A 25,469-nucleotide genomic window follows, 5' to 3' on the forward strand; every position below is an offset into this window, starting at 1 on the left:
TCGCCGGCTTTTTCACGTCAAGGGACTCTTACCAATTGAACAAAGTCCCGTTGATGTACTCCTTCATGGTCGCGGCCAGATGCATATCGATTTTTTCTTTCACCGCCGGCTTCGCGCTGTAAAAGGCGTCATAGACATTCACAAAGTCGATGGGGAAAAATTGATGGCTACTTTCGTCATACACAATATTTCCGGCATGCAAATCGCCGTGAATAATCTTTACCTCATTCAAATTCACAATCATGTCGAAATAAAGCGCCCGGATCTGATCGAGGGAAAGCGTGCCTCTTTCCAGTTGGTTGAGCGGCGTTCCCGGTATTTTCAGCATGCGCAAATAAATGGCGCCGTCCTCTTCGATTACCTCTGAGGACTGCTCTCCGTAATACCGGTTGAACAAACGGGACTCTTCCTTGGCTTCGCGCAATACCGCGCCATCATCGTCTGAATAGGCGGCATATTTTTTCAGCACGAATGCCGGGTCCGTCGCATCCTCGTAAACTTCGCCGCTGCCGCCTATCCCTATCCGGTCGCCGCATTGGTCTTGCAGCGATCGACGGCAGGAGACCAGTGGTGATTTTTCCACTCTGCCGTGCCTGCTCACATCCCTCCCGCGCCGTGCTGCTGTGGGGGGAGGAAGGGCATGAGGGATTTGATTTATTCCAGAAAAGTGCCTTCCGAATGCCGAGGAAGGCGCTCCCGAGACCGTTGCCAGACGATTTAACAGCCGGGGCGGGGAAACAGGCGGGAAAAATCGTGTGCGTTCTATCGGCATGAGGGTCGATGAATGAAACCGGGCTTGATCCCCTTCCCTGCGCATGTTCCGCTGGGAGACAAGAGATCAGCCCCTTGTGAGAAACCCGCCACAATAAACACAAGAGCGGTAAAAATACATCTGACCCGTCCTTTTATTCAGCCACATTTGCGTTCAGACAGCATCACGGATGGTCAGCCGCCACAAGCCGTTTTACTCCCGGCTGCGAGCGCCTCCACTGTCGCGGCAATCGCCCCTGTTGCCTGAGCCACCGTGCGCTGCACGCCCTGCACCAGCGCATCCAGATCGGCACCCTGCACAGCCTCACTGACAGTCAGCTGGCAAGCGCTTATGCGGCCATCGTCGCTATGCGAGACCGTCCAGCTATAACTCGCCTGCACCCGCTCGCCCCTGACCGCGCTCAATTGTCGCAGGCTGACTGCGATACGCCAGACAGGCTGCCCGCTGCGTCCGCCGCGCGCAACGTCGGTGGCCCCCAGACGGGCAGTCAGCCCTGCCGACAAGGCATCGCGCAATTCATTGTTGAATGGCGACGACCAACGATCCGCTTCCAGCACGTCGATACGTGCGCCGCCGCCCGATTGCTGTCCCAGCACCAGTTGCGGACGCGCCAGATTTTCAGGCACAGCAACCGGCAACACGTCGATCAGCAATGTCGCCGGCCGGGCCGCTGCCGACGACGTAGCCGCCGGAGACAGCGGCGTTGCCAGTGTATAAAACCGGGTCGGCGGCGAAGCGCAGGCAGCCAGCAGCGCCGTGATGGAGACAATGGCAGCGCATCGTGTCATTTGTATTGCATAGGTCTGCGTGAAAGTCATGCTTAGTCCTCCTGCCTGCCGCGAATCAGCGATTCGGGATGGCGTCCCAGATAGTCGGTGAGCACCCGCAGCGAAGCCGCCGAGCGCGTTAATTCCTGCAAGGTTTGTCGCACATCCTGCTGCAACGGCCCGTCATCGGCCAGCGTGCCCTGCGCCGCATTGAGCGTCTTGCGCACATCTTTCATGGCCGCCGTGATTTCCGGTGCGACATCGTTATTGAGGCGCTTGGTCAGTTCCTCGGCGTTCGCCAGCGTGCGGTTCATGGCCACCAGCGTGGTGCGCAGTTCAGTCCCGATCTGATCGAACGGCACCTTGCTCAATTTGCTCACGATGTCCGCAAGCTGATTCTGCAACTGATCCAGACTGCCGGGAATCGTTGGCAGTTGCAGCGGTACGGCATTGACGTCAATGGTCACCGGCGGCTCTTTCGGGAAGAAATCGAAGGCCACATACACTTGTCCGGTCAGCAGATTGCCGCTACGCAGTTGCGCGCGCAGCCCCTTGCCTATCATGTAGCGCAGACGCTGCATTTGCGAATAAGGCGAAGTGTGCTGGGCATCGTTGAAATTGCGCCCCAGTCGCTGCGGATACACCTGCACCAGAACCGGCATGCGGAACTCGCGCTTTTCACGATCGTAATCAATACCGATCGACTTGACCTCGCCCAGCGTCACACCGCGGAAATCGACGCTGGCCCCGGGCGACAAGCCGCGCAGAGACTGGTTGAAATACAGCAGCAAGGTTTCCGACTCGCCATCCGGCTCCTTCATCGCCGTGGTCTCGTCTTTCTCCAGCATGAAGGCCGTATTTTCAGTGGCGGCAGCAGCGGCAGTATTGCTGCCATCCTCCGGCAACTGAAAGGCAATCCCGCCCAGTATCACCGTCAACAGCGACTGCGTGCTCAGTTTGAAACCATTCGAGTTCAGTTCCAGATCGACGCCACTGGCATGCCAGAAGCGGGTCTTGATACTGACAAATTTGTCGTAAGGCGCATCGACGAAGATACGCAACGTCACGCCCTTGCCGTCGGCGTCGAGGTCAGAAGCGGCGACCTGCCCGACCTTGATGCGGCGGTAATACACCGGCGAACCGATATCGAGCGAACCAATATCGTTGGCGTGCAGCACGAACTGCTTGCCGGACGAGCCACGGGTAATGATGGGAGGCACTTCCAGTCCGGTGAATTCATCGGTCTTTTCACCGTCGCTACCGGGATCAGCGGCGATGTAAGCGCCGGAAAGCAAGGTCCCCAAACCGGAAATTCCGGATGCTGCCACTTTCGGCCGCACCACCCAGAAACGCGTAGAGGAAGCGGCGAAACCGGCCGCCTCCTTGGTCAACTGCACTTGCACCAGGACGTGCGACATATCCTTGCTCAGGCGGATCGAATTGACGGTGCCGATATCGACATTCTTGTACTTGACCCGGGTCTTGCTGGCATCCAGACCTTCTGCGTTACGGAACGCGATGCTGATGGAAGGCCCCCGCTCCATGAGTACCTTCGCCACCAGGGTGAGGCCGATCACTGCGGCGACAATCGGAATCAGCCAGACCAGCGAAGGCAGCCAGCGCTTGCGGCGCACGCGGCGCGGCGCGGGCGTCGTCGTCGTCGTTAATGCGGCGGCGGGCGGTTTCCCGGGGACGGCGGTCGGTTCCTGCTTGTCACTCATGGCGTTCCTTGCTTTCTTTTTCATCAGTACTAAAGGCGATGCTCACTATTTCACTATTTTCTACAGGGCTATGCGGATTAAACGGGCCGAAAAAATGCCTTGCTCCCGGCAAATTCAACCGCCATGATGGCTGATCGACTCGGCTGGCACGACCGTTTCAGTCGCATCGGCCTCATCCCAAATCAGCCGTGGATCGAAGCTGAGCGAGGCCAGCATGGTCAACACGACCACCGAGGCGAAAGCAGCAAGACCCACCCCGGCGTCAATCCGTCCAAAACCTTCCAGCTGAACCAGACCCGTCAACAGCGACACCACGAACACATCCAGCATGGACCAGCGACCAATCTGTTCCAGCGCCCGGTATAGCCGGGCGCGTTCCCTGCGCCGCCAGCGGCTGCGGTTCTGCGCGGTAATCAGCAGCAGCAGCAGCACCGTCAGTTTGAACAAAGGCACCAGCAAACTGGCAATGAACACGATCACCGCCAGACTCCAGGCCCCGGTCACCCAAAAATAGATAATGCCGCTCATGATCGTATCGACCTGCTGGTTCAGCAGCGTAGTGGTCACCATCACCGGCAACAGATTGGCCGGGATATACATGATGAAAGCGGCAATCAGCAGTGCCCAGGTGCGCCTGAGACTGTCCGGCTTGCGCAGACGCAGGCGGGTATTGCAGCGTTGGCAACGGGCCTCTGGAGTGATATCGGGGGTGATATCGGGGGTGGCATCGGGGGTAGCAGTTGTGCATCGCCATACCGTGCCGCAATGATGGCAGGCGATCACGCCCAGACTGGCGGCCGTGACCACGGGAGGAGATGCCGTTACGGGCAATGCAGCGGGCAGTACTGCGGGTAAGGACAACTCAGTCATCGCGCCCCGCCTTTGGGGGTAACTCTACCCAACGCCAGAAATAATGGGGGCTGAGCGAAACGATCGCTGCCAGCAACACCGTCAGCGCAGCGAATGCCCACAAAGCCACGCCCGGTATCACGGTTGCAATTTTCAATAGTTTCACCAGCGCTACCAGAATTCCGAGCAAAAACACTTCGATCATGCCCCACGGGCGCAGGTCTTGCACAACGCGCAACAACCAGGCGAAACCGGGCGGCCGTCGCTGCTGAGACGACGGTGCCAGCAAATAAGCAAGGATTAACATTTGCAACAGAGGAAAAAGCAAGGTCGTCACCAATACCAGCGTCGCCACCAGTGGTCGCCCCTCGCGCGCCAGCATCATCACCGCGCCGATCAGCGTGGTCTGGCTGCGCAGCCCGTTCAACTCCAGTTCGATAATGGGAAAGCAATTGGCCAGCAGAAGCAACACCAGACTGGCCAGCGTGAGCGGGAAAATCCGCCCCACCCAGTCGCCGACGTGCCGGTCCAATTCGGCATTGCAGCGCAGGCAACGAGAAACTTCATGCGGACGCAGCGTAATTCGACGGTAAGCCGCATCACATTCTTCGCACACCAATATATCGGGGAGTTCCTCCATCTGCTTCAATCTTTCCCTGCCTTAATTTTTCTATCCGACAATATACCGCCATTCGACGCCTAAGCTCAGCATCAAGCACGCGATACCCCCCGATTGCCCCGGGCGCAGAGGAAAACAGTCGTCAATACGGTGTGTTAACGCAGCACACTGGCTCAATTTTATGTGAGGCCGGGCTCAATAATACTTGACAAATCGCCGCCCCATCTTCTACATTAGCCGGATGCTTAACGCAAATACCTCCCTCTTCCTCCGGTCCGACGACTCGCACAATGCTGGCACGCTGCCAGCAGAGCTATCGTTGCGACTACTATCGGCACTGCTACTACTAGCACGCTGACCCGTCTTACCCCGTTTCCTATTACCGTTTCCCTGCATTACCGTTTGAGCTGTCGCACCGATTGGCAACAAATACCGAACAAACGCCATCGCCGCTACAGCACTCCCTGATTCCTTACCCTATCGAGTACGCCATGCATTTCATGCCACTTACCGCTACCACGCACACGATGTTGCCTCCCGCCACATCCCTCCGCCTGCGACTGCTACCGATCGGTTGCCTGGCCATGCGTTAGTGGCAGCCAGACAGCCCGACAGCCACAAAACAACGCATACACCAACGAAAAACCAACACAAAAACCAACGTAACCAAGAGGCCCATCATGATGTTAAGCAACCCGGCAGCCAAATACCGCGCCTTCCCCCAAATCCCTTTGGCCGACCGCACCTGGCCGAACCAGATCATCAACCACCCGCCGATCTGGATGAGCACCGATCTGCGCGATGGCAATCAGGCGCTGATCGAGCCGATGAGCCCGGAACGCAAACTGCGCTTTTTCGAAATGCTGGTTAAAGTCGGCCTGAAAGAAATTGAAGTGGGCTTTCCCTCTGCCTCGCAAACCGATTTCGATTTCGTGCGCAAACTGGTCGACGAAAATCGCATCCCCGACGACGTTACCATCATTGTCCTCACCCAGTCGCGCGAAGAACTGATTCGCCGCACAGTAGATTCAGTCACCGGCAGCAAGCGCGCCATCATCCATCTTTACAACTCCGTCGCCCCGGCCTTCCGCAAAATCGTGTTCAACATGAGCCGCGAAGAGATCAAGGAAATCGCCGTCTCCGGCACCCGTCTGGTCAAGCAACTGACCGATGCCCTGCCGCAAACCGACTGGTTCTACGAATACACCCCGGAATCGTTCAGCAGCACCGAACTCGATTTCTCCAAAGACATCTGCGACGCCGTCACCGCCGTCTGGCAACCGACGCCCGAGCGCAAGATGATCATCAACATGCCCTCCACCGTCGAAGGCAGCACACCCAACATCTACGCCGACCAGATCGAATGGATGCACCGCAATCTGGCCCGGCGCGACAGCCTGATCCTCTCCGTCCATCCGCATAACGACCGCGGCACCGCCGTCGCCTCAGCGGAACTGGCCGTGATGGCCGGCGCGCAGCGCGTCGAAGGATGCCTGTTCGGCAACGGCGAACGCACCGGCAACGTCGATCTGGTCACGCTGGCACTGAACCTGTACACCCAAGGCGTCCATCCCGGACTGGATTTTTCGGATATCGACGTCGTGCGCCAATGTGTCGAAGAATGCAATCAGATTCCGGTTCACCCGCGTCATCCATATGTCGGCGATCTGGTCTTCACCGCCTTTTCCGGCTCGCATCAGGATGCGATCAAAAAAGGCTTCGCCAAACAAAAAGCCGACGCCTTGTGGGAAGTCCCTTATCTGCCAATCGACCCGGCCGATCTCGGTCGCAGCTACGATGCCGTCATCCGCGTCAACAGCCAGTCCGGCAAGGGCGGCATGGCCTATTTGCTGGAACAGGAATACGGCCTGTCGCTGCCGCGCCGCCTGCAAATCGAATTCAGCCGCGCCGTCCAGCGCGAAGCCGACGCCACCGGCAAGGAAATCGCTGCGTCCGATATCTACGCCATCTTCAAGCAGGAATATCTGGATCGCTCCGCCCCTTACCTGTATTGCGGCCACCGCATGAACGAAGACAGTGCGCAGGAAAAATCGATACGGATTGAAATCGACATCGAACGCGACGGCAAGAAAGTCAGCCTGTCCGGCAGCGGCAACGGCCCTATCGACGCCTTCGTCAATGCACTGGGACTGGACATCACGCTGATGGACTTCCACGAGCATTCGCTGGGAGCAGGGGCCAATGCACAAGCGGCCAGCTATATCGAAATGCGTGTGAGCGACTCCCCGACCGGTTTCGGTGTGGGCGTTGACAGCAACATCGTCACGGCCTCGTTCAAGGCAGTGCTGAGTGCCGTCAATCGTCAGATTGCATTGAATCCGGCAGTGCTGGCGGCGCGTGCAGCGGCTTGATTTTTTCTTTAAGCGCACACCGGGCAGACTAGGGTCTGCCTGACAAAATAAAAATTGCCGGTCTTCAAAGCCGGCAATTTTTACGTCTGCTGCACATCGTTGCACTCCGACACCGATCAGGATCTGGCCAGTCGAATTCCACTCAATTGCCAGCGAACCGTCGCCGGGAAAAAATTGCGATAACTGTGACGCGCATGGCCCGATGGCGTCGCGCTGGAGGAACCGCGCAGCACATACTGGTTCACCATGAATTTGCCGTTGTATTCGCCCACCGCCCCGGCGGGAATGGCGTAACCGGGATACGGCGCATAGCTGCTGCTGGTCCATTGCCAGGCAGTGCCGAAAAAGTCTCCGTCCGATCCGCTATCGACTGCCGCCAGCTCCCACTCCGCCTCCGTCGGCAAGCGCGCATCGGCCCAGCGGGCGTAGGCTTCCGCTTCAAAATAACTCACATGCCGCACCGCCTGCTCCATTTCCAGCGGCTGCATGCCATGCAATCCGAATTCTTCCCAACCGGTAGCGCTCTCGCGCCAGTACAGCGGATGTTGCCACTGATGCCGGCCAACCCAGTCCCAGCCTTCTGCCAGCCAATAACGGACATTGCGATAGCCGCCCTCTTCGACAAAGGCCAGATACTCGCGGTTACTGACCAAGCGCGGTGCGAGCGAAAAAGCTTCGATGAATTCTCTGTGCGCAGGCAGTTCGTTGTCGAAACAAAATCCTGTGCCGCGATGGCCGATTGTGCGCACCCCTGCGTCGAAAGTATGCCAGTCGGGCGCTGCCGAAACCGTCGCCGCAAGCGGCTTAGGAGCGCTACTGCTCAAATAGGCGGGTTTCAAGGGATTGATCGACAACAAGTGCTGGATATCGGTCAGCATCAGCTCCTGATGCTGCTGCTCGTGATGCAGACCCAGTTCCAGCAATGGCCCGACGACGTCGGCTTGCGCTTGCGCTTGCGAGCGGATCAACTCAGCGATACGGCGATCCACATCGGCCCGATACGCCAGCACCTCGCCGAGACTCGGGCGCGTCAGCAAGCCGCGCTGGGCGCGGGTAAATTGCTCGCCCACGCCTTCGTAATAGGAATTGAACAGCATCCGAAACGCCGGGTGAAACGGCTGAAAATCCGCCTCATGCGCTTCCAGAATGAAGGTTTCGAAAAACCAGGTGGTATGCGCCAGATGCCATTTCATCGGGCTGGCATCCGCCATCGATTGCGCGCCGCAATCCTCCGCCGACAGAGGCGCGGCCAGTTTCAGCGAATCTGCCCGTACGGCATCGAAGCGTTGCCGCAACGATGAGCAATCCAGTAAATCCGTAATGTGAACTTGCATTGCCACTCCGTATAAAAAGCTTGAATATCCGCTCAAGAGCAGAGATTTTAGCGACGCTGCTTACACAGCCCGCGCATGGCACACCATGAACCACCGCTGCGGATCGAACCACTGGCTGATCTCACCGAAACCGGCTTGCCCCAGCAAGTCGGCAAAGCCTTCGGCCGTAAATTTATAGCTGCTTTCGGTATGAATGCGCTCACCCTGCTGAAAGCGGCGCTGGCCGCCGTTGCGCCAATGCACCAGCACATCGCGCCGGGCTTCCAGATGCATTTCCACGCGCTGCAATTTGGCATTGAAAAATCCACGGTGCTGCCAGTCGCGCAAAGCGAAATCGGCGTCCAGCAAGCGGTTCAGATGGCGCAGCAGATTCAGATTGAACGCCGCCGTCACGCCCAGCTCATCGTCATACGCCGCATTGAGCAGCGTCGGCGCTTTGACCAGATCGACGCCCAGCAATACACCGCCCGCCTCGCCGGTGGGCAGCGCCTGCCGCAAACGGCGCAGAAATTGCAAAGCCTCGGCAGGAGCGAAGTTGCCCAGCGAGGAGCCGGGGTAAAAGAACAAGCGATGTTCGCGCTGCACCGAATCCGGCAGCGCCAGCACGCTGGAAAAATCCATCCCCACTTCCTGAATCGGCAATTGTGGGAAACGCTGACGCAAGCCCTCGACCGCCGCGCCCAGAAAATCGACGGAAATATCAACCGGCACATACTGCCGCGGCAACAAGGAAGGGAATAGACGCGCTGCCTTGGCGCAATTGCCGGCGCCCAGATCAATCAAGGTGACGCCGGTACCGGTCGCTGCCGCGATGTCCTCGCCGTGAAGTTCGAAAATCGCCGCTTCGGTGCGCGTAGGGTAATACTCCGGCAGTTCGCAAATCGCCTCAAACAGGCGCGAACCGAGCGCATCGTAGAGAAACTTGGGCGATACCTGCGCTGTCGGGGCCAGCAGACCCTGCTGCAGCTCGTCCAGGGTGTCGTCGTGGGGATTGGGGGAGGACGTATCGTTACCGGAACGGTCATTCAGAATCTTGCCTGCTACGGGAGGAACTACCACATAGGGTTCAGTCATTGGCTCCATCAGTTCTCCTGGTTATCTGCCTGAGGGTGTTCCACCGCATCAAGCGATGCAACATCCTGCGCTGCGATGCAATACACTAGCGAATTGACCGCAGCGTAGTCGATTAATGAGATATCCATAAAATACGTGGTCGCAAGTATAAGCTTATGTGATTTTTTTATCGGACTAGGGTCTGTATCAGAACCCAAGGACCTCCCCCGACAGCCCGCCCACCAGCACCACCGGCAGTGCAACTCTTATTTTGACTTTCTGACTTTGTGACTATGACCACCATCGAATCGGCAACACCCGCGCCTAAAAATAAAAGCAGTCTTCGCACTCTTGTCGGTCTGTTCCCCTTCCTGAAGCCTTACCGGCGGCAAATCCTGCTGGCCGGTCTGGCGCTGGTGACGGCCGCTGCGTCCACGCTGACCATACCGTATGCCTTCAAGCAGATGATCGATCTCGGCTTCGGCGCGGGAGGCATCAGCAACGCCACCCATATCGATCTGTATTTTCTGGCGCTGTTTGCCGTCGCCTGCGTGCTGGGACTGGCCACGGCCGCCCGGTTTTACATGGTGTCCTGGCTGGGCGAACGCGTGACGGCCGACCTGCGCAGCGCGGTCTACGCCCATGTCTTGCTGCAAAGTCCGCAGTTTTTTGAAACTACCAAGACCGGCGAAGTGCTGTCGCGCCTGACTACCGACACCACGCTGATCCAGACGCTGGTCGGCACCAGCATTTCGATGGCATTGCGCAATGTGCTGCTCTTCGTCGGCGGCCTCGGCCTGCTGTTTTTCACCAGCGTCAAGCTGTCCGCAATCATTATCGTGATGCTGGCACTGGTGGTGGTGCCCATCGTTTTTTTCGGTCGCCGCGTACGCAAACTCTCGCGCGAATCGCAAGACCGGGTGGCCGATGCCTCCGGTCTGGCAGGAGAAATCCTCAACGCCATGCCCATCGTGCAAGCCTATACGCATGAAGAAATCGAAGCCGGCCGCTTCGGCTCTTCCATCGAACGCGCCTTCAGCACGGCCATGCAGCGCATCCGCGCACGGTCTATTCTGACCGCGCTGGCCATCGTGCTGGTGTTCGGCGCCATCGTGTTCGTGCTGTGGCTGGGCGCGCATGCGGTCATCCAAGGCAAGATGAGCGGCGGCCAGCTCGGCCAGTTCATCCTGTACGCCGCCATGGTGGCCGGTTCGCTGGGTGCCTTGTCGGAAGTCTTGGGTGATGCCCAGCGTGCCGCCGGTGCCGCCGAACGTCTGCTCGATCTGCTGACGGCGCATTCGCCGGTGCAATCGCCGCTGCTGCCGGAAACCCTGCCGCCGCGTGCCGCTGCGGGTGCCGCGCTGTCCTTGCAGCAAGTTAACTTTTACTACCCGTCCCGTCCTGATGGTGCCGCGCTAAGCGATCTCTCGCTCAACATTGCGGCTGGCGAAACCGTCGCCGTGGTCGGTCCCTCGGGCGCTGGTAAAACCACGCTGTTCCAGTTGCTGCTGCGCTTTTACGATCCGCAACAGGGTGCAATCCTGCTCGATGGCGTCGATATCCGCCATCTCGAATTGCACACCCTGCGCAACGCTATCGGCATCGTGCCGCAAGACACGGTGATTTTTTCCGAGAACGCCATGGAAAATATTCGCTACGGTCGTCCTGAAGCCAGCGACGCCGAAGTCATTGCCGCGGCCCGCATGGCCGCGGCGCATGAGTTCATTGAACGTCTGCCGGAAGGCTATCAATCCTTCCTGGGCGAACGCGGTGTGCGGCTGTCAGGCGGTCAACGCCAGCGCATTGCTATTGCCCGCGCGCTGCTTAAGAATCCGCCGCTGCTGCTGCTGGACGAAGCCACCAGCGCGCTGGACGCCGAATCCGAACGCGCCGTACAAGGCGCGCTGGAAGCCGCCATGCAGGGGCGCACCACGCTGGTCATTGCGCACCGATTGGCAACCGTGCAGCGCGCCGACCGCATCCTCGTGCTGGAAAACGGCTGCATCGTGGAAACCGGCACCCATGCCGAACTGGTCGCGCTAGACGGTTTGTACGCCAGTCTGGCGGCCCTGCAATTCCAGACGGATTAAGCAGGCTTCAAGGAACTGTAACGGGCGCGGCCGGCGCAAAACCGGCCGCGCTATACGCAGAAACCCGAAATAAAATAGACTGCTCTTTTCCTTTTCCGGAGTTCCCGATGAGCAGTACTCTCTTTTCCCCACTGCGCTTGCGCGGCGTAACCCTTCCTAACCGCATCGCCGTCTCGCCCATGTGCCAGTACAGCGCCGAGGATGGCTTCGCCAATGACTGGCATATGGTGCATCTGAGCAGCCGCGCCGTCGGCGGTGCCGGTCTGGTCATTACCGAAGCCGCTGCCGTGCAGGCCGAAGGTCGCATCACGCCGCAAGATCTGGGTATCTGGAAAGACGAGCACATCGCCCCGCTGCAACGCATTACGCGCTTCATCGAACAACAGGGTTCTGTCCCGGGTATTCAGCTGGCCCATGCAGGACGCAAGGCCAGTTCGCACATCCCTTGGGCCAGCCAGTCCGGCAGCGTGGAAATCGGTCAGGGCGGCTGGCAACCGGTTGGCCCGTCGGCCATCGCCTTCGATTCCCACTCCACTACGCCCAGCGCCATGAGCCTGGCGGAAATCGCTGCATTGACACAGGCCTTGGTCGACGCGACAGAACGCTCCTTGCGCGCCGGTTTCAAAGTCGTCGAAGTCCATGCGGCGCACGGCTATTTGCTGCATGCCTTTTTGTCGCCACTGAGCAATCAACGCACCGACGAGTACGGCGGCAGCTTCGAGAACCGTATTCGTTTGCTGCTGGAAGTTTCCACGGCGGTGCGACAGGCATGGCCGGCGGAATTGCCGGTATTTGTCCGCTTGTCGGCCACCGACTGGATGGACGGCGGCTGGACGGCCGACGAAACGGTCGCGGTCTCGGCCTTGCTGCGCGAACTGGGCATCGATCTGATCGATGTCTCCAGCGGCGGTACCGATGCGGCGGCGGTGATTCCGGTCGGCCCCGGCTACCAGACCGCGTTCGCGGCACGCGTCCGGCAGGAAGCGCGTATTGCCAGCGGCGCGGTCGGCATGATCACTAACGCGGTGCAGGCTGAGCACATCCTGCGCACCGGACAGGCCGATCTGGTGCTGCTGGCGCGGGAACTCTTGCGCGATCCTTACTGGCCGCTGCACGCCGCCGAAGAATTGCGCGCCGCCACGCCGTGGCCGCCACAGTACCTGCGGGCGTCGTCGTCGAGCAAAACGCTGCGTCGGGCGGAAGTGGATTACAGCGGCAAGAAGGAATAACGCGCTGTCCCTGAGTCGCTATGTTGGAATGGTGGCCTGGGGGATTTTCCCGTTGAGGGAAATGCTCGGTGGCGGGAGGTGTTGCGGCACATTGGCACTCCCGGTGTGCCGCAACACCCTTCGATACGCCTTGCGGTCTACTCAGGAGGAACGGGGGAGATACATTGCACTTATTCAGGAAAAATACCCGGATACACTTATCGTCAGACGTGAATTTTGACAGTCAGATCAAGGCCAAGCGCGTTCATCACGGCAAGCGTGGTTTTCAAGGTCGGATTGCCGTTCTCACTAAAAGAACGATATAGCTGCTCACGGGAAAGTCCCGTTTGTCCGGCAATTTGCGCCATCCCCTTTGCACGAGCGACCACGCCTAGCGCATGCGCTATATAACTGGCGTCGTTCGTCTCAAACGCTTCGGCCATGAAGCTCGCCATTGCTTCGTCAGAAGCCAAATTCTCAGCGGGATCATAGGTGGTCAGTTTTTCAGTCATTTGATTCACTCCATTCGGCAGACAAGCGTTTTGCGATCTTGATATCTTTTGCTTGTGTACTTTTATCGCCACCGCAAAGTAAAACGATGATTGTTTCGCCTCGCTGATGGAAATAAATACGATCGCCGGGGCCGAAGTGGATGCGCAACTGGCTGATCGCTTGACTCACTGGCGCTACCATCGCCCGCATGACCGAAAGAGAGACGATCTCAGCGAGACGCGACCAAACCGCGTACCCGGTCGTCCTTGAGCTGCATTCGCCATTTTCGAAAAGCGGCCGTTTGCCTTATCTCGATCATGCGACAATGTGATTTATAAACTACTTGTTTGCAAGCGCGGTCACAGGTGGAATCCCCTCTGACGCGCCCCGCCGTATGCAACCATCCCCTCCTCTTACAACTTGCTTTTCCCACGATTACGCAAGAAGGCAATCACGCCCGGAAGAATCGACAGCACGACAATCGCCAGAATCAGCAAGCTCAGGTTCTGTTTGACCACCGGCAGGTTGCCGAAAAAATATCCCGCGTAGCCGAAGCTGCACACCCACAACACGCCGCCGATCACGTTATAGGCAAAAAATCGCGTATAGGTCATGGCGCCGACGCCGGCGACGAACGGGGCGAAGGTGCGCACGATGGGGGCGAAGCGGGCGATGATGACGGTCTTGCCGCCATGCCGTTCATAAAACGCATGGGTCTTGTCCAGATGGGCGCGGCGGAAAATGCGTGAGCCGGGCCGATCGAACAGTGCCAGGCCCAAGGCTTTGCCAATCGCATAATTGACGCTGTCGCCGAGAATCGCGGCCACTGCCAGCGTGAGCAACATCAAGTGGATATCGTAAGCGCCGGTCGCTGCAATCGCGCCGGTCACGAACAGCAGGGAATCGCCGGGCAAAAACGGCATGACGACCAGCCCGGTTTCGCAAAACACGATCAGGAACAAAATCAGGAACAGCCAGGCACCGTAGGCCAGCGCCAGCTCGTTCAGGTGACGATCGATATGCAGGATGAAGTCGATCAGAAAAGCAATGAATTCCATATTTGCCAAGGGTGAGGTGGGGGAAGCGGCATTTTACCCTGCGCACTGCTCCTGGCCCTGATACTGGTACTCGCTTACACAGCGATGCCCTGCGGTCCTCGCTGCTACAATCATGCACTTCTGCGGCGTCATCCCTGCGACGCCCCTCCTCTTCCCCCTCGACCGCCATGAAACAATACCTCGATCTCGTCCAAGATGTCCTCGCCAACGGCAGCTGGCAGGAAAACCGCACCGGCATCCGCACCATCAGCGTGCCGGGGGCGATGCTGCGCATGGATTTGCAAAAAGACGGTTTCCCGGCCGTCACGACCAAGCGTCTGGCATTCAAATCGGTGGTCGGTGAGCTGGTCGGATTTTTGCGCGCCTCGCGCAGCGCGGCTGAGTTCCGCGCGCTCGGCTGCAAGGTCTGGGATCAGAACGCCAATGAAAACCGGGCCTGGCTGGCCAATCCCTATCGGATGGGGGAAGACGATCTGGGTCCGGTCTATGGCGCGCAGTGGCGTCAGTGGCCAGCCTACAAATTACTCGACGCAGACCGTACGGCACAGATCGAGGATGCGCTGGGCAAGGGCTTCCGTATGGTGTCCGCCCTGAGCGACGAGGGCCGCGATAAAGTACTGCTGTATAAAGCCGTGGATCAGCTGCGCACCTGCCTCGACACCATCATCAAGGACCCCGGCAGCCGACGCATCCTGTTCCACGGCTGGAATTGCGCCGATCTGGACACCATTGCGCTGCCGGCCTGCCATCTGCTGTATCAATTCATGCCGAACGCGGCGACGCGGGAAATTTCGCTCTGCCTGTACATCCGTAGTAACGATATCGGCCTCGGCACGCCCTTCAATCTGGCCGAAGGCGCGGCGCTGCTGCATCTGGTCGGTCGGCTGACCGGCTATACCCCGCGCTGGTTTACTTACTTCATCGGCGACGCGCATATCTATGAAAACCATCTGCCGATGCTGCAAGAGCAACTCACACGCACTCCGCATCCGGCGCCGACGCTGCGCCTCTCGGACCGCATCCCTGATTTTGCGCTCACCGGCCGCTATCAGCCGGAATGGCTGGAACAGGTAGAACCGTCCGATTTTTCGCTGGAAAACTATACCCACGATGCGCCGCTGAGCGCACCGATGGCAGTCTGACAACACAGCGCAATCCGCCCTGCTCAGACGGCAAAAATACAGATGGAAAAGTCCCTCAGGAACAACAATAAAGGGGGATCAGCGTGGTAAAGTGGCGCGCCGCAACGTCACGGCCACATGGTGCTGGTGGCGGCGGCGCAATTCCAGTAAGAGATAAAGAACAACGAAAATATTTCCCAGCAACACGGCCGCGTTCATCCAGGTCGTGTGCAGCAGCAAATGGCGGATTTCCAGCGGAATGTACAGTGCGCCCGATACCGCGCCCAGCCATTCCGCCCACACCCGGCTGTACCACAAACCATAAGCCTCAAAAAACCGCAATCCGATGTAAGCCGTGGCGACCAGAATGATGGTGCGTCGACTCTGGTCGCTGAGGATATCAGCGTAATGCAGAAAAATAGACGGATAGGGCGCATCAGGATGAAGCCCGAAATGGCCGATCAGCTCAACGGCCAGATGCCGCAGATCATGGTGCAACAGACTGAGCAAGCCAATGGCGGCGGCCAACGCAGCCATTCCCTTGACCAGCTCGAAAACAGCAATGACGCGCAGAGTCCGGCGTTTGGCCGGTGGCAATGCTGCCACAGGGGTATCGGGAAAAAGTGGGGTGGACATGGTGGAAACTTTAAGGAAAAGCAAAATGGTCTGAGCAGAGAATGCCGCTAGGGCGTGTTGCAGTGTAACAAGCGCAGGGAAGCTTGGGGAATTTGCCTGTTGCGCCACCCCGCTGACAAGTCTCGGATAGCGTCGCTCACGTCTCTTGTTGCGCAATTGTTCTCATTCACCCCGCTAATCGCCCGAATTTACCCGAAAATCTGCCTATTTTTGCTATTTGTATTTTTTTATCGGAATGAGGTCATCCCTTAGCACTGGAAACCGTTACTTCCCAACGTGATCGGTCGTTCGGTAATACGCCCTGCGACTTTGCTCCATCTTTCATTTTTTATGTCTACTCTTGATTTAGTTGTTTCCCACGAAGTCGCACCAGCCACTACCGTGAATAGCCAAAACATCCTGCACGGCGAATTACGTCTCGATTTGCTGCGCGACGAAACCCTCGCCGACCTGCTCCAGGCCAGCGCCAACCGTTTGCCGGAACAAGTCGCGCTGATCGCCGGCGAACAGACCCTGACTTATCAGCAACTCAATGCGCAGGCCGATACCGTCGCCGCCGCCCTGCACGCCGCCGGGGTAAGACCCGGCCACATCGTCGGTTTATGGCTGCCGCGCGGTATCGCGCTGCTGGTGATGCAAGCGGGTATCGCCAAAAGCGGTGCCGCCTGGCTGCCCTTCGATGCCGACACCCCGCCGGAACGTATCGCCATCTGTCTTGAGGACGCGAGCGCCTTCGGTCTGCTCAGCTGCGCCGCGCTGCTGGATGCCGCTGGCAACAGCGCGACGCTGGCCCCCATCGTCTGGCGCGCCGAACAACTCAGTCTCCCTGTTGCTGCCACCCTTGCTAAGGCTATCCCACGCGCAACCGGGCAAGATCCTGCCTACGTCATCTACACCTCGGGTTCGACCGGCAAACCGAAAGGCATTGTCGTCAACCAAGCCAGCATCTGCCATTTTTTACGCAGCGAAAACAGCATCCTCGGCATCGTCGCCAGCGATCGCGTGTATCAGGGCTTTTCGGTCGCGTTTGACATGTCGTTCGAAGAAATCTGGATCAGCTATCTGGTCGGTGCCACGCTCTGGCTGGCACCCAAAGAAGTCAGCGTCGATCCCGAACTGCTGCCCCAAGAATTAGCCCGCCACCACATTACCGTGCTGCATACCGTGCCGACCATGCTGGCCCTGTTCAGTCAGGATGTGCCGAGTTTGCGCATTATCAATCTGGGCGGCGAAGCCTGTCCCGAAACACTGGTGCCGCGCTGGGCCCGTCCGGGCCGGCAACTGTTCAATACCTACGGCCCGACCGAAGCCACGGTATCGGCCAGTCTGGCCCAACTGCAACCGGGCGAGCCGGTTACTATCGGCCGTCCCCTGCCCAATTACGGCTTGCTGATTATCGATGCAGAACAACAGACCCATCTGACACTGCTGCCTCGCGGCGAGACCGGCGAGCTGTGCATCATCGGCCCCGGCATTGCCGCCGGCTATCTCGGTCGCCCCGACCTGAGCGCAGAAAAATTTCTGCCCAATCCCTGGGCTGCCGCCGGGTCCAGCGAGCGGCTGTACCGTACCGGCGATCTGGCGCGTATCACGCCAGAAGGCATGGTGCAGTGTCTCGGGCGTGCCGACGATCAGGTCAAAATTCGCGGCTTCCGGGTCGAGCTGGGAGAAATCGAAGCGCTGCTGACCTCTCAGCCCGGCGTCGGTGCCGCCGCTGTCGTGCTGCGCAAGGAAGATGGCATCGATCAGCTGCTGGCATTCGTGGTGCCGGAAGAAAACGTCGTCCCGCTCACCAGCGCCGTGCTGCGCGCCGCGCTCACGGCCAAATTGCCTGCCTATATGGTGCCGGGCGTATTTGAAATGCTGACGCAGATGCCGCGCCTGATTTCCGGCAAGATAGACCGCAAACAGCTCGCGACGCTGCCTCTGACCCATGCGGCCCTTGACCCGTCAGAATCCGATACTCCGCAAAACGACGCCGAACAGGTCTTGTTCGCTGCACTGAATAAATTATTCCCCGGTCAGGCACTACGCCGCGACGCCGACTTTTTCACCGATCTGGGCGGCCATTCGCTGCTGGCGGCGCGACTGGTATCGAGTCTGCGCACCGATGCGCGTTACGCCTATTTCAAGATCAGCGATATTTACCAGAACCGTAGCCTCGCCCGCATTGCCGATGCGCTGGGAAGCACTGCTGCTGCGATGCCGGAGATCGAAGCCGACTGGACGCCTCCCTCCTCCTGGCGGCGCTGGACTTGCGGTGCCGCGCAGGCCGCCGCCGTCCCCATCCTGGTGGCCTTGCACATGATGCTCTGGCTGGCACCCTTTTTCGCCTACCACTACTTTACCGGCGAACCGGGGGACTCTGTAGCGCGCGCCATTGCCATGTCGGTTGGCGCATTTTTGTTGCTGACGATTTGCGAATTCGGCATCGCCATTGCCGGAAAATGGCTGATCGCGGGCCGTCTGAAACCGGGCAAGTACCCGTTGTGGGGCCTGACCTATTACCGCTGGTGGCTGGCAGATCGCCTGGTCGAAGCCGCTCCTACTTATCTGCTGACCGGCTCCTCGCTCTACTCCTGGTGGCTGCGGGCCTTGGGCGCACGCATCGGACACGATGTCATCATCGGCTCGATCACTTTGCGCGCACCGGACCTGCTGACCATCGGCGACCACGTCAGCATCGGCAGCGCCGCCAATTTCGAAAACGCCCGGGTGCAACGCGGGCAATTGCATCTGGGACGCATCTCCCTCGGACGCGATGCCTGCGTCGGTTCCTACTCCGTTCTGGAAGGTAATGTCAGCGTCGGAGAATCCGGTCATCTCGAAGGCCTCTCCGCCTTACGCGACGGCGAAGCTGTCCCGGCCGGCCGCATCTGGCGCGGCTCCCCCGCGCGCGATATCGGCGCATTCGTCGCAACGACTGTGCGACCTGCGGTAACAAAACGCCGACTGGCAGGTGAATCTGTCTTTTTCCTGTTCGGAGCCATGCTGGTAACTACCTTGTTTTTCATGCCGGTGTTTCCTAGTTTTATCCTCATCGACTGGTTCGATGACGATAAATTTTCCTGGATGCAAACCAATAACGTGTTCCTGCAGCTGATCAAATATTTTGTCCTGTCCTTCCCGGCCACGGCGGTATTGATCGTCTGTACCGCGCTGCTATCGGCGGCAGTGCGCTGGACGGTACTGCCACGCATGAAGGCAGGCAGCTGGCCCATTCATAGCCGGATTTATTGCTGCAAATGGCTGGTCAACCAGATTCAGGAATCGAGCCTCAACGTGCTGCATGGCGTGTATGCGACGATTTATGCGCCGTTCTGGTATCGCATGCTGGGTGCGAAAGTCGGACGCGGCGCGGAAATTTCAACTGCGCTGGGCGTCGTTCCCGACATGCTGACGCTGGGCGATGAAAGTTTTATCGCTGATGCGGTGCTGCTCGGCGACGAACACATCGACGGCGGCTGGATGCGGGTGCAACCAACCGTCATCTCGCGCCGCAGTTTCGTCGGTAATGGCGCGTATATCCCGGATGGCACCACCATCCCGGAAAATGTCCTGATCGGCGTGCATTCCAGCGTACCGGCAGCCGGCGCGATGCGCGAGGGCGATACCTGGCTGGGTTCGCCGCCCATCCATCTGCCAGCGCGGGAAGAAGTTACCGGGTTTTCCGAACGACTGACCTTCCGACCCTCGATTGCACGTCGCTTAGGACGCGGGCTGGTCGAAGCGCTGCGCATCATTACGCCGCACGCCATCGTCATCGCCGTCGGTTACACCACCGTGCTCAATCTGATGCCGGCGGCAGGCGACGGTCGCTGGGGGGAAGTGATTTTTTATCTGACGCTGGCAGGCTTGCTGTACGGTATCGGTACTTTCTGCTTCGTGCTGATACTGAAATGGGTATTGATCCGCCGCTACAGCACCAGCAGCGTGCCGATGTGGACGCCGTTCGTCTGGCTCTCCGAAGGCATCACCAATTTGTATGAAGGCATAGCCGTTCCTAATTTCATGCGCTATCTGCGCGGCACGCCGTGGTTGCCGGTGGCATTCAATCTGCTGGGGTGCCACATCGGCAAGGGCACCTACATGGATACCACCGACCTGACCGAATTCGATTGCGTCCACATTGGCGCGCATAGCGAGCTGAACGCGCTGGTCTGCCCGCAAACCCATCTGTTCGAGGACCGCGTGATGAAAATCGACCATGTGCATATCGGTCAGCGCGTCTACATGGGGCCGCGCAGCGCCGCACTGTACGGAGCACGGGTGGGCGACGGCGCGCGTCTGGGACCGATGACGCTGGTGATGAAGGGCGAGTACATTCCTGCTGGTTCCAGCTGGCGCGGCTGCCCGGCGGCGGTCGCCGCAGTGTAAGACTGGCGCTCACAGCGCTTGCCGCCATGACGGATGGAAGATCAGGTCCGCTGCAATCAACAGGAGAAATCATGGATGTCATAAAAATTGCAGCGTTCTCTGACGGACAGGCAGGAGGCAATCCGGCTGGCGTGTGGATTGCCGACCACTTTCCCACTGACGCTGAGATGCAGCGCATCGCGGCAGAGGTCGGATTTTCGGAAACGGTCTTTGCGATTCCCTGCGCAGACGCATGGCGAGTCCGTTACTTTTCGCCAGAAACTGAAATTCCTTTTTGCGGTCACGCCACGATCGCACTTGGTGCGGCACTGGGGCTCAAGCATGGTGATGGCGTGTTTTCTTTGATTCTCAATCAAACGGCCATTACGGTGGAAAGTAGTTGCAAGGACGGCCTCATTACCGCTGCGCTGCAATCGCCCCGCACGCATAGCACACCGGCATCGTCTGAACTTGCCTCCTCCGCGCTCGCCTTGTTCAACTACACCAGCGACGATCTTGATCTCAGAATTCCCCCGGCGCGCATCCATGCCGGCGCAGATCATCTGATCCTGGCACTGAAGTCGCGCCAAGCGCTTGCCTCCATGCATTACGATTTGAGTGCCGGTCGGATTTTCATGCATCAAGAAGGTCTGGCCACCATTCTGCTGGCCTATGCGGAGACCTCCCAGCTATTCCACACTCGCAATCCATTTGCCAGCGGAGGGGTTTATGAAGACCCGGCGACCGGTGCGGCCACTGCGGCGATTGGCGGCTACTTGCGAGACCTCAATTGGCCGCATGGCGGTCAGATCGATGTGATTCAGGGCAAAGATATGGGCATGCGCTCGCTGCTTCGGGCAACTATCCCCCCACTACCGGGCCATTCGATCCGCGTTTCGGGCACGGCGCGCATCATGCCGTCTTGATTCCAGTACGCTTTCGGGAGCCGCCGCGTCACGACAGTTCCTGCATCAGGTCGTCACTTCTCTGTCTCTGCGCGATTTCTTACGCCACATCGTCGTGTTCTCCTACAGACCGCAACAGCTGGTAGCAGTACAGTTAAATCCCCTGATCAGAAGTTGATCTTTGCCCGCCTCGTGCGGGCTTTTTTATTTCCGATTGCTTTTCCAGGATGACGGTTGCGGTACCAATCAGCCTATCGATACCTGCATTAAGAACCGCGCCACCTCGCCCCTCACACTCACATCTGCACTCCATGAATTGACGATACGCAAATCGCCCGCTATCAAGATCGGCGCTGCATTGAGTGCCGCCATCGGAGGCTACCCAGCCTTTTTGACAAGGCAGTGACATCTCCGAAAATTCGGGTGCTCAACTCTTCATCTGCATTACCTGCACAACACCCCTCCCGCAAAAGCCGGAACGTGCCAATCCATTGCCTGAACTCGCGCTTACACTTCCTCGCCTGCCATCGCCAGCTCCTTTTAGCTCGGGCACGCGTGCCATCCCGATGGCCACTTTTGACCTTGCCATACCCTCTTCTATCGCGACAGTCTCATTACGGAGTTCAACCATGATGCCTGCTTCCACCTCCCACCACTCCGCCGGATATCGGCCAACGCCCATTTTTCTCAATATCAGCGACTGCCAGATCATTACTGCACAGACCTACAGCCCGCCCTCACCTGTACGCACTCCTACCGACCAACGCATCATGTTTGACAGCGCCGAGTTCCACGACTTTGAAACATTCGAACGGCAGGGTCTTTATAAACTGAGTCGGGCGCAACTAATTGAGTCAATCGATGAAATCAAATGTTTCGTCAATAGGGCGACTTCCTCTCCGCGCACCGCGCAAGAAATTTGCGATGCGCTCGACAGCTTCCTGAGCAGCGTCCGCTTCGCCGCCAATCCTGTCCGGGAAACCGTTTACGGAAAACTGAAAGCAGTACTGCACCGAATTTGTGACTGCTTGCTGGATGAAGATATCGCCCTGCACTTGCGGCTCAAGGCCGTGCAGGAATTTGCACTGGGGGTCATCGAATGCATCAGCGGCGCCAGCAATGCGCTGGACAAAATATTGAACGAGTTGGAATTGGCCGGCGCTGGCTTCAGCGGTCACTTCGCGCAAATGCTGGAGGATAAATTCAATAGCGAAGTGGCCGAGTTCGTTCAGCAACTAATTCAATCCGAAACGAAAACTGCGCAAAAAAAACTCCTGCTGTCGTATGAAACGCATATCGGTCGTTACTACCGCGACCGGTATGGCGAAATGGTCGGACTCGCGCCTGCGGAAGGCGTCGATATGCACGCCAGCCATCTGCCTCACATAAGCTCAAAGCACAACAGACTCGTAGAGCAATTCGAACAAAATCTGCTCAAACGACTGTCAGCAACCAGCATTGCAATGGAACTGAGCATGCGACTGAAAGAGGAACTCCATGCCGCCATCCCCGCTGATTTATTGAATGCGAACGGCGAATTTTATGTGGCAGGCTGCGCCGCATTGGAACGCCATCTGTCCTTGCCGGAAACACGCCTGCACTACGGCCTGATCTCACCCTCGGCAGTCTTGCAGATTCAGGACAATGGCGAATTCAAACTGGCTTCTGCACAGCACGTCCTCGCCTGCATCATCCTGAAAAATGCTCTGGATGAAAATATTATCGACCGCTGGGAGGCCCGCATTCCCAGGGGTCTGGGTTTGCAGGCATCTGCAGCCGGATGGAATGTGCTTGGTTTAGGTGAATTATTCTGGGCCGAAGCGCCCGGAGAAAGCACTCCACAAGCGCTGACATTCAGCCTTCTCAATGATTGCAAGGCAGCCTGCGTGCTGCCCTCTGCGATGCTATTGGAAGCGCTGGCCAACACCGCTCCCGAAGAACGCCTGACGCAATTGCGCACAAGCTGGCTTGGTCATCCCACCGGTAACGAAGAGCCGTCTCCGAGCAATAGCGCTCAGGTACTTGCCTGGGCAATACGCCACAACGATGCTGCGCTATTTGAAAAAATCGTCGCGCATTATCAGCAATACAAAGCTGCTCCGGACGAGTCCGACATGGCGATGCTGATTGATGCACAACATAGCGCCAGCAGTGCGCACTATTTCAACAAACTGCTGACGCATTTTTTCCCGGTCGAACAAGGACCGGCACTCCTGCAACAGACCATCCGCATCCGCGCACCGGAACTGTTGAACGCCCTGGTGCGACAATTGCCGTTCAAAAATCCTGAATTGAAGGCCGCGCTGCAACAATGCGTCAAAGAAAATTTCAGTGCCGGTTGTCGCTCTCTGCTGGAAACCCACGCCGATCTGCTGCACTCCATCGAACATCATCGAGGCAGCCGCAAGGAAGGCATCGGCCAGAATGGCAAGAGTCAAGCCAGCTTCGGCTATGACCCCTCACTTTTACTCGATGTGCAGAGTGCGGAAATCGCCCGCATGCTCATTACTGCCGGCGCAGAAATCAATGTGCGGGTGCCTTTGGGCCGCGAAAAAATCTCGCCGCTGGGATGTGCGATACGCATGGAGCGCAATGAGGTGGCGGTAGAGCTGTATAGCGCAGGCGCGCTGCTGCTGGAGCAGGATATGTCCGATTTAATGGAGAATCCGGTTTTGCTCAAAGAGTTGCTGATCAAGCGCACGCCCAGCTTTTTCGATACCGAGCAACCCGCACTGACGATGTTGCGAACGGCGCTGCTGGAGGGACAAATCAGTTCTGCCGAACTGTTACTGCAAGGCTTCCTGGAGCGTAATGCAGCGAACCCCAAAAAACTTCACAAACTATTTGAGCCCTTTGCTCCGCGGCAAAACGATCTGCTGACCTATGCCGTCTCGGAAGGCCATGCATCCATAGTGGAAATTTTTCTGAAATATTCGCACTTCCTCAATCCCGCCGATCTGAATGAAAGCAAGCGCTCCGATGGCTTCAACGCCCTGATGCTGGCCGCCCGTATCGGTAACCGGCACATGCTGAAGATGCTACTGCGCTGCGAGGCAATTGAGCTTCATCCTAAGAATCGCAAGACCGGCAACAATACAACGTGGGACTTTGGACGGGACAGAGAACTCAATCAGATCGTGCGGGAACGCAAAGGATTGCGGCCACAGCCTGCAGAAATCCCCATGTAGGACGTGCCGGCTGCGCCGTGGCACACATGGCGCAGCCGGCAGACTTGGCAGAATCTCTTCCCGGCATTACAACTTCTCCGTATCGCCGGAAGTAGGCTGCCATTTCATCAGACGTTTTTCGATGACGCCAACCGCCAGATCCAGCACCAGCGCAAAAACAGTCAACACCACAATACCGGCAAACACGGTATTGATATCGAAGGTCCCTTCCGCCTGCAAAATCAAATAACCGATACCGCGCGCGGAACCGAGGTATTCACCCACGACCGCGCCGACAAAGGCCAGACCGATAGCAGTATGCAAGCTGGAAAAGACCCAGGAAGTTGCCGAGGGCAGATAGACCGTACGCAGCAACTGGCGGGCGTTGGCACCCAACATGCGGGCATTGGCCAGCACTACCGGGCTGACTTCCTTGACGCCCTGATAGACATTGAAAAAGACAATAAAAAAGACCAGCGTCACCGCCAGCGCCACCTTGGACCAGATACCCAGGCCAAACCACATGGCGAAGATGGGAGCCAGAATCACACGCGGCATCGAATTGGCGGCCTTGACGTAAGGATCAAAAATCGCCGAGGCGACCGGTGCCAGCGCCAGCCACAAGCCCATGCCTAATCCAGAGACCGTACCGATGGCAAACGCCAGCAGGGTTTCGGTTAGCGTAATGAGCAGATGCGAATAAATTTCAGCGGGAAACGTCAGCGTGAACCAGTTCCAGTCGCCGATGCCGACTTCAAGCGTGCCGCTGCCCACCGTGAACCATTGCCAGATACGCACCACGATTTTGAGCGGTTCGCCGAAGAAAAAAGCGGTTTGCGGATCGCGGGTGGCGATATGCCAGATGCCGATAATCACCACCAGCACCAGGCATTGCCAGTAGCGGATGTTGTTGCGGTTGGGAGTCAGGTAAGAGAAAAATTGTCGCATG

General features: G+C 58.2%; 19 protein-coding genes. 7 read left to right on the top strand and 12 right to left on the bottom strand.

The annotated features are described in order from the left end of the window. Nucleotides 1–28 precede the first annotated feature (28 nt). The 5 genes from RGU70_RS15020 to RGU70_RS15040 all read right to left on the bottom strand — a co-directional run bounded on the left by RGU70_RS15020 (nucleotide 29) and on the right by RGU70_RS15040 (nucleotide 4,749). Nucleotides 29–583, bottom strand: coding sequence for a serine/threonine-protein kinase (locus tag RGU70_RS15020; RefSeq protein WP_322210198.1), 555 nt, complete (start codon nucleotides 581–583; stop codon nucleotides 29–31). A gap of 362 nt (nucleotides 584–945) precedes the next feature. Further along, nucleotides 946–1,590 (bottom strand): PqiC family protein, encoded by a 645-nt coding sequence (locus RGU70_RS15025; protein ID WP_322210199.1) that lies wholly within the window; start codon nucleotides 1,588–1,590, stop codon nucleotides 946–948. Between the two features lie 2 nt (nucleotides 1,591–1,592). Beyond that, complete coding sequence (locus tag RGU70_RS15030; RefSeq protein ID WP_322210200.1) at nucleotides 1,593–3,260, bottom strand: intermembrane transport protein PqiB; 1,668 nt, start codon at nucleotides 3,258–3,260, stop codon at nucleotides 1,593–1,595. 114 nt (nucleotides 3,261–3,374) lie between these two features. Continuing rightward, the gene (locus tag RGU70_RS15035; protein ID WP_322210201.1) at nucleotides 3,375–4,130 is read right to left on the bottom strand and encodes a paraquat-inducible protein A; all 756 of its coding nucleotides are present in this window, start codon (nucleotides 4,128–4,130) and stop codon (nucleotides 3,375–3,377) included. Continuing rightward, nucleotides 4,123–4,749: a paraquat-inducible protein A gene (locus RGU70_RS15040; protein ID WP_322210202.1), complete on the bottom strand. Its 627-nt coding sequence runs from the start codon at nucleotides 4,747–4,749 to the stop codon at nucleotides 4,123–4,125. The genes RGU70_RS15035 and RGU70_RS15040 overlap by 8 nt, the downstream gene beginning before the upstream one ends. A gap of 659 nt (nucleotides 4,750–5,408) precedes the next feature. Here RGU70_RS15040 and leuA point away from each other — a divergent pair. Further along, nucleotides 5,409–7,100: a 2-isopropylmalate synthase gene (gene leuA, locus RGU70_RS15045; RefSeq protein WP_322210203.1), complete on the top strand. Its 1,692-nt coding sequence runs from the start codon at nucleotides 5,409–5,411 to the stop codon at nucleotides 7,098–7,100. 116 nt (nucleotides 7,101–7,216) lie between these two features. Here the strand turns inward: leuA and egtB are convergent, their stop codons facing one another. Together egtB and egtD are read right to left on the bottom strand one after the other, a co-directional pair. After that, complete coding sequence (gene egtB / locus RGU70_RS15050) at nucleotides 7,217–8,434, bottom strand: ergothioneine biosynthesis protein EgtB (RefSeq protein WP_322210204.1); 1,218 nt, start codon at nucleotides 8,432–8,434, stop codon at nucleotides 7,217–7,219. A gap of 60 nt (nucleotides 8,435–8,494) precedes the next feature. Continuing rightward, a complete protein-coding gene (gene egtD, locus RGU70_RS15055; protein WP_416186570.1) occupies nucleotides 8,495–9,508 on the bottom strand; it encodes an L-histidine N(alpha)-methyltransferase in 1,014 nt (337 codons plus the stop codon). Between the two features lie 272 nt (nucleotides 9,509–9,780). On the opposite strand from egtD, the gene RGU70_RS15060 reads away from it, so the two are divergent. Together RGU70_RS15060 and RGU70_RS15065 are read left to right on the top strand one after the other, a co-directional pair. Then, the gene (locus tag RGU70_RS15060) at nucleotides 9,781–11,577 is read left to right on the top strand and encodes an ABC transporter transmembrane domain-containing protein (RefSeq protein ID WP_322210206.1); all 1,797 of its coding nucleotides are present in this window, start codon (nucleotides 9,781–9,783) and stop codon (nucleotides 11,575–11,577) included. A gap of 107 nt (nucleotides 11,578–11,684) precedes the next feature. Further along, on the top strand, nucleotides 11,685–12,806 hold the full coding sequence (locus RGU70_RS15065) for an NADH:flavin oxidoreductase/NADH oxidase (RefSeq protein ID WP_322210207.1): 1,122 nt from the start codon (nucleotides 11,685–11,687) through the stop codon (nucleotides 12,804–12,806). Nucleotides 12,807–13,009: 203 nt separating this feature from the next. Here the strand turns inward: RGU70_RS15065 and RGU70_RS15070 are convergent, their stop codons facing one another. The 3 genes from RGU70_RS15070 to RGU70_RS15080 form a co-directional block, all read right to left on the bottom strand. After that, nucleotides 13,010–13,297, bottom strand: coding sequence for an addiction module antidote protein (locus RGU70_RS15070; RefSeq protein ID WP_322210208.1), 288 nt, complete (start codon nucleotides 13,295–13,297; stop codon nucleotides 13,010–13,012). Continuing rightward, on the bottom strand, nucleotides 13,290–13,466 hold the full coding sequence (locus tag RGU70_RS15075) for a type II toxin-antitoxin system RelE/ParE family toxin (RefSeq protein ID WP_322210209.1): 177 nt from the start codon (nucleotides 13,464–13,466) through the stop codon (nucleotides 13,290–13,292). The genes RGU70_RS15070 and RGU70_RS15075 overlap by 8 nt, the downstream gene beginning before the upstream one ends. A 224-nt stretch (nucleotides 13,467–13,690) precedes the next feature. After that, nucleotides 13,691–14,335, bottom strand: a complete 645-nt coding sequence (locus RGU70_RS15080) for a DedA family protein (RefSeq protein ID WP_322210210.1) — start codon at nucleotides 14,333–14,335, stop codon at nucleotides 13,691–13,693. Nucleotides 14,336–14,502: 167 nt separating this feature from the next. On the opposite strand from RGU70_RS15080, the gene RGU70_RS15085 reads away from it, so the two are divergent. After that, a complete protein-coding gene (locus RGU70_RS15085) occupies nucleotides 14,503–15,477 on the top strand; it encodes a thymidylate synthase (protein ID WP_322210211.1) in 975 nt (324 codons plus the stop codon). Nucleotides 15,478–15,555: 78 nt separating this feature from the next. On the opposite strand, the gene RGU70_RS15090 is transcribed toward RGU70_RS15085, so the two are convergent. Further along, nucleotides 15,556–16,092 carry a DUF2127 domain-containing protein gene (locus RGU70_RS15090; protein WP_322210212.1) on the bottom strand — a complete coding sequence of 179 codons (537 nt, stop codon included), beginning with the start codon at nucleotides 16,090–16,092 and terminating at the stop codon, nucleotides 15,556–15,558. Between the two features lie 330 nt (nucleotides 16,093–16,422). On the opposite strand from RGU70_RS15090, the gene RGU70_RS15095 reads away from it, so the two are divergent. From RGU70_RS15095 to RGU70_RS15105, 3 genes are all read left to right on the top strand, one after another. After that, nucleotides 16,423–20,469, top strand: a complete 4,047-nt coding sequence (locus tag RGU70_RS15095) for a Pls/PosA family non-ribosomal peptide synthetase (protein WP_322210213.1) — start codon at nucleotides 16,423–16,425, stop codon at nucleotides 20,467–20,469. A gap of 71 nt (nucleotides 20,470–20,540) precedes the next feature. Next, complete coding sequence (locus RGU70_RS15100; RefSeq protein WP_322210214.1) at nucleotides 20,541–21,374, top strand: PhzF family phenazine biosynthesis protein; 834 nt, start codon at nucleotides 20,541–20,543, stop codon at nucleotides 21,372–21,374. Between the two features lie 608 nt (nucleotides 21,375–21,982). Beyond that, the gene (locus RGU70_RS15105; RefSeq protein WP_322210215.1) at nucleotides 21,983–24,541 is read left to right on the top strand and encodes an ankyrin repeat domain-containing protein; all 2,559 of its coding nucleotides are present in this window, start codon (nucleotides 21,983–21,985) and stop codon (nucleotides 24,539–24,541) included. A gap of 66 nt (nucleotides 24,542–24,607) precedes the next feature. Here RGU70_RS15105 and RGU70_RS15110 read toward each other — a convergent pair whose 3' ends face one another. After that, the gene (locus tag RGU70_RS15110) at nucleotides 24,608–25,468 is read right to left on the bottom strand and encodes an ABC transporter permease (RefSeq protein WP_322210216.1); all 861 of its coding nucleotides are present in this window, start codon (nucleotides 25,466–25,468) and stop codon (nucleotides 24,608–24,610) included. Between the last annotated feature and the right edge of the window lies 1 nt (nucleotide 25,469).

It is taken from the genome of Herbaspirillum sp. RTI4 (assembly GCF_034313965.1).
In the GTDB taxonomy this organism is placed as follows: domain Bacteria; phylum Pseudomonadota; class Gammaproteobacteria; order Burkholderiales; family Burkholderiaceae_D; genus Herbaspirillum.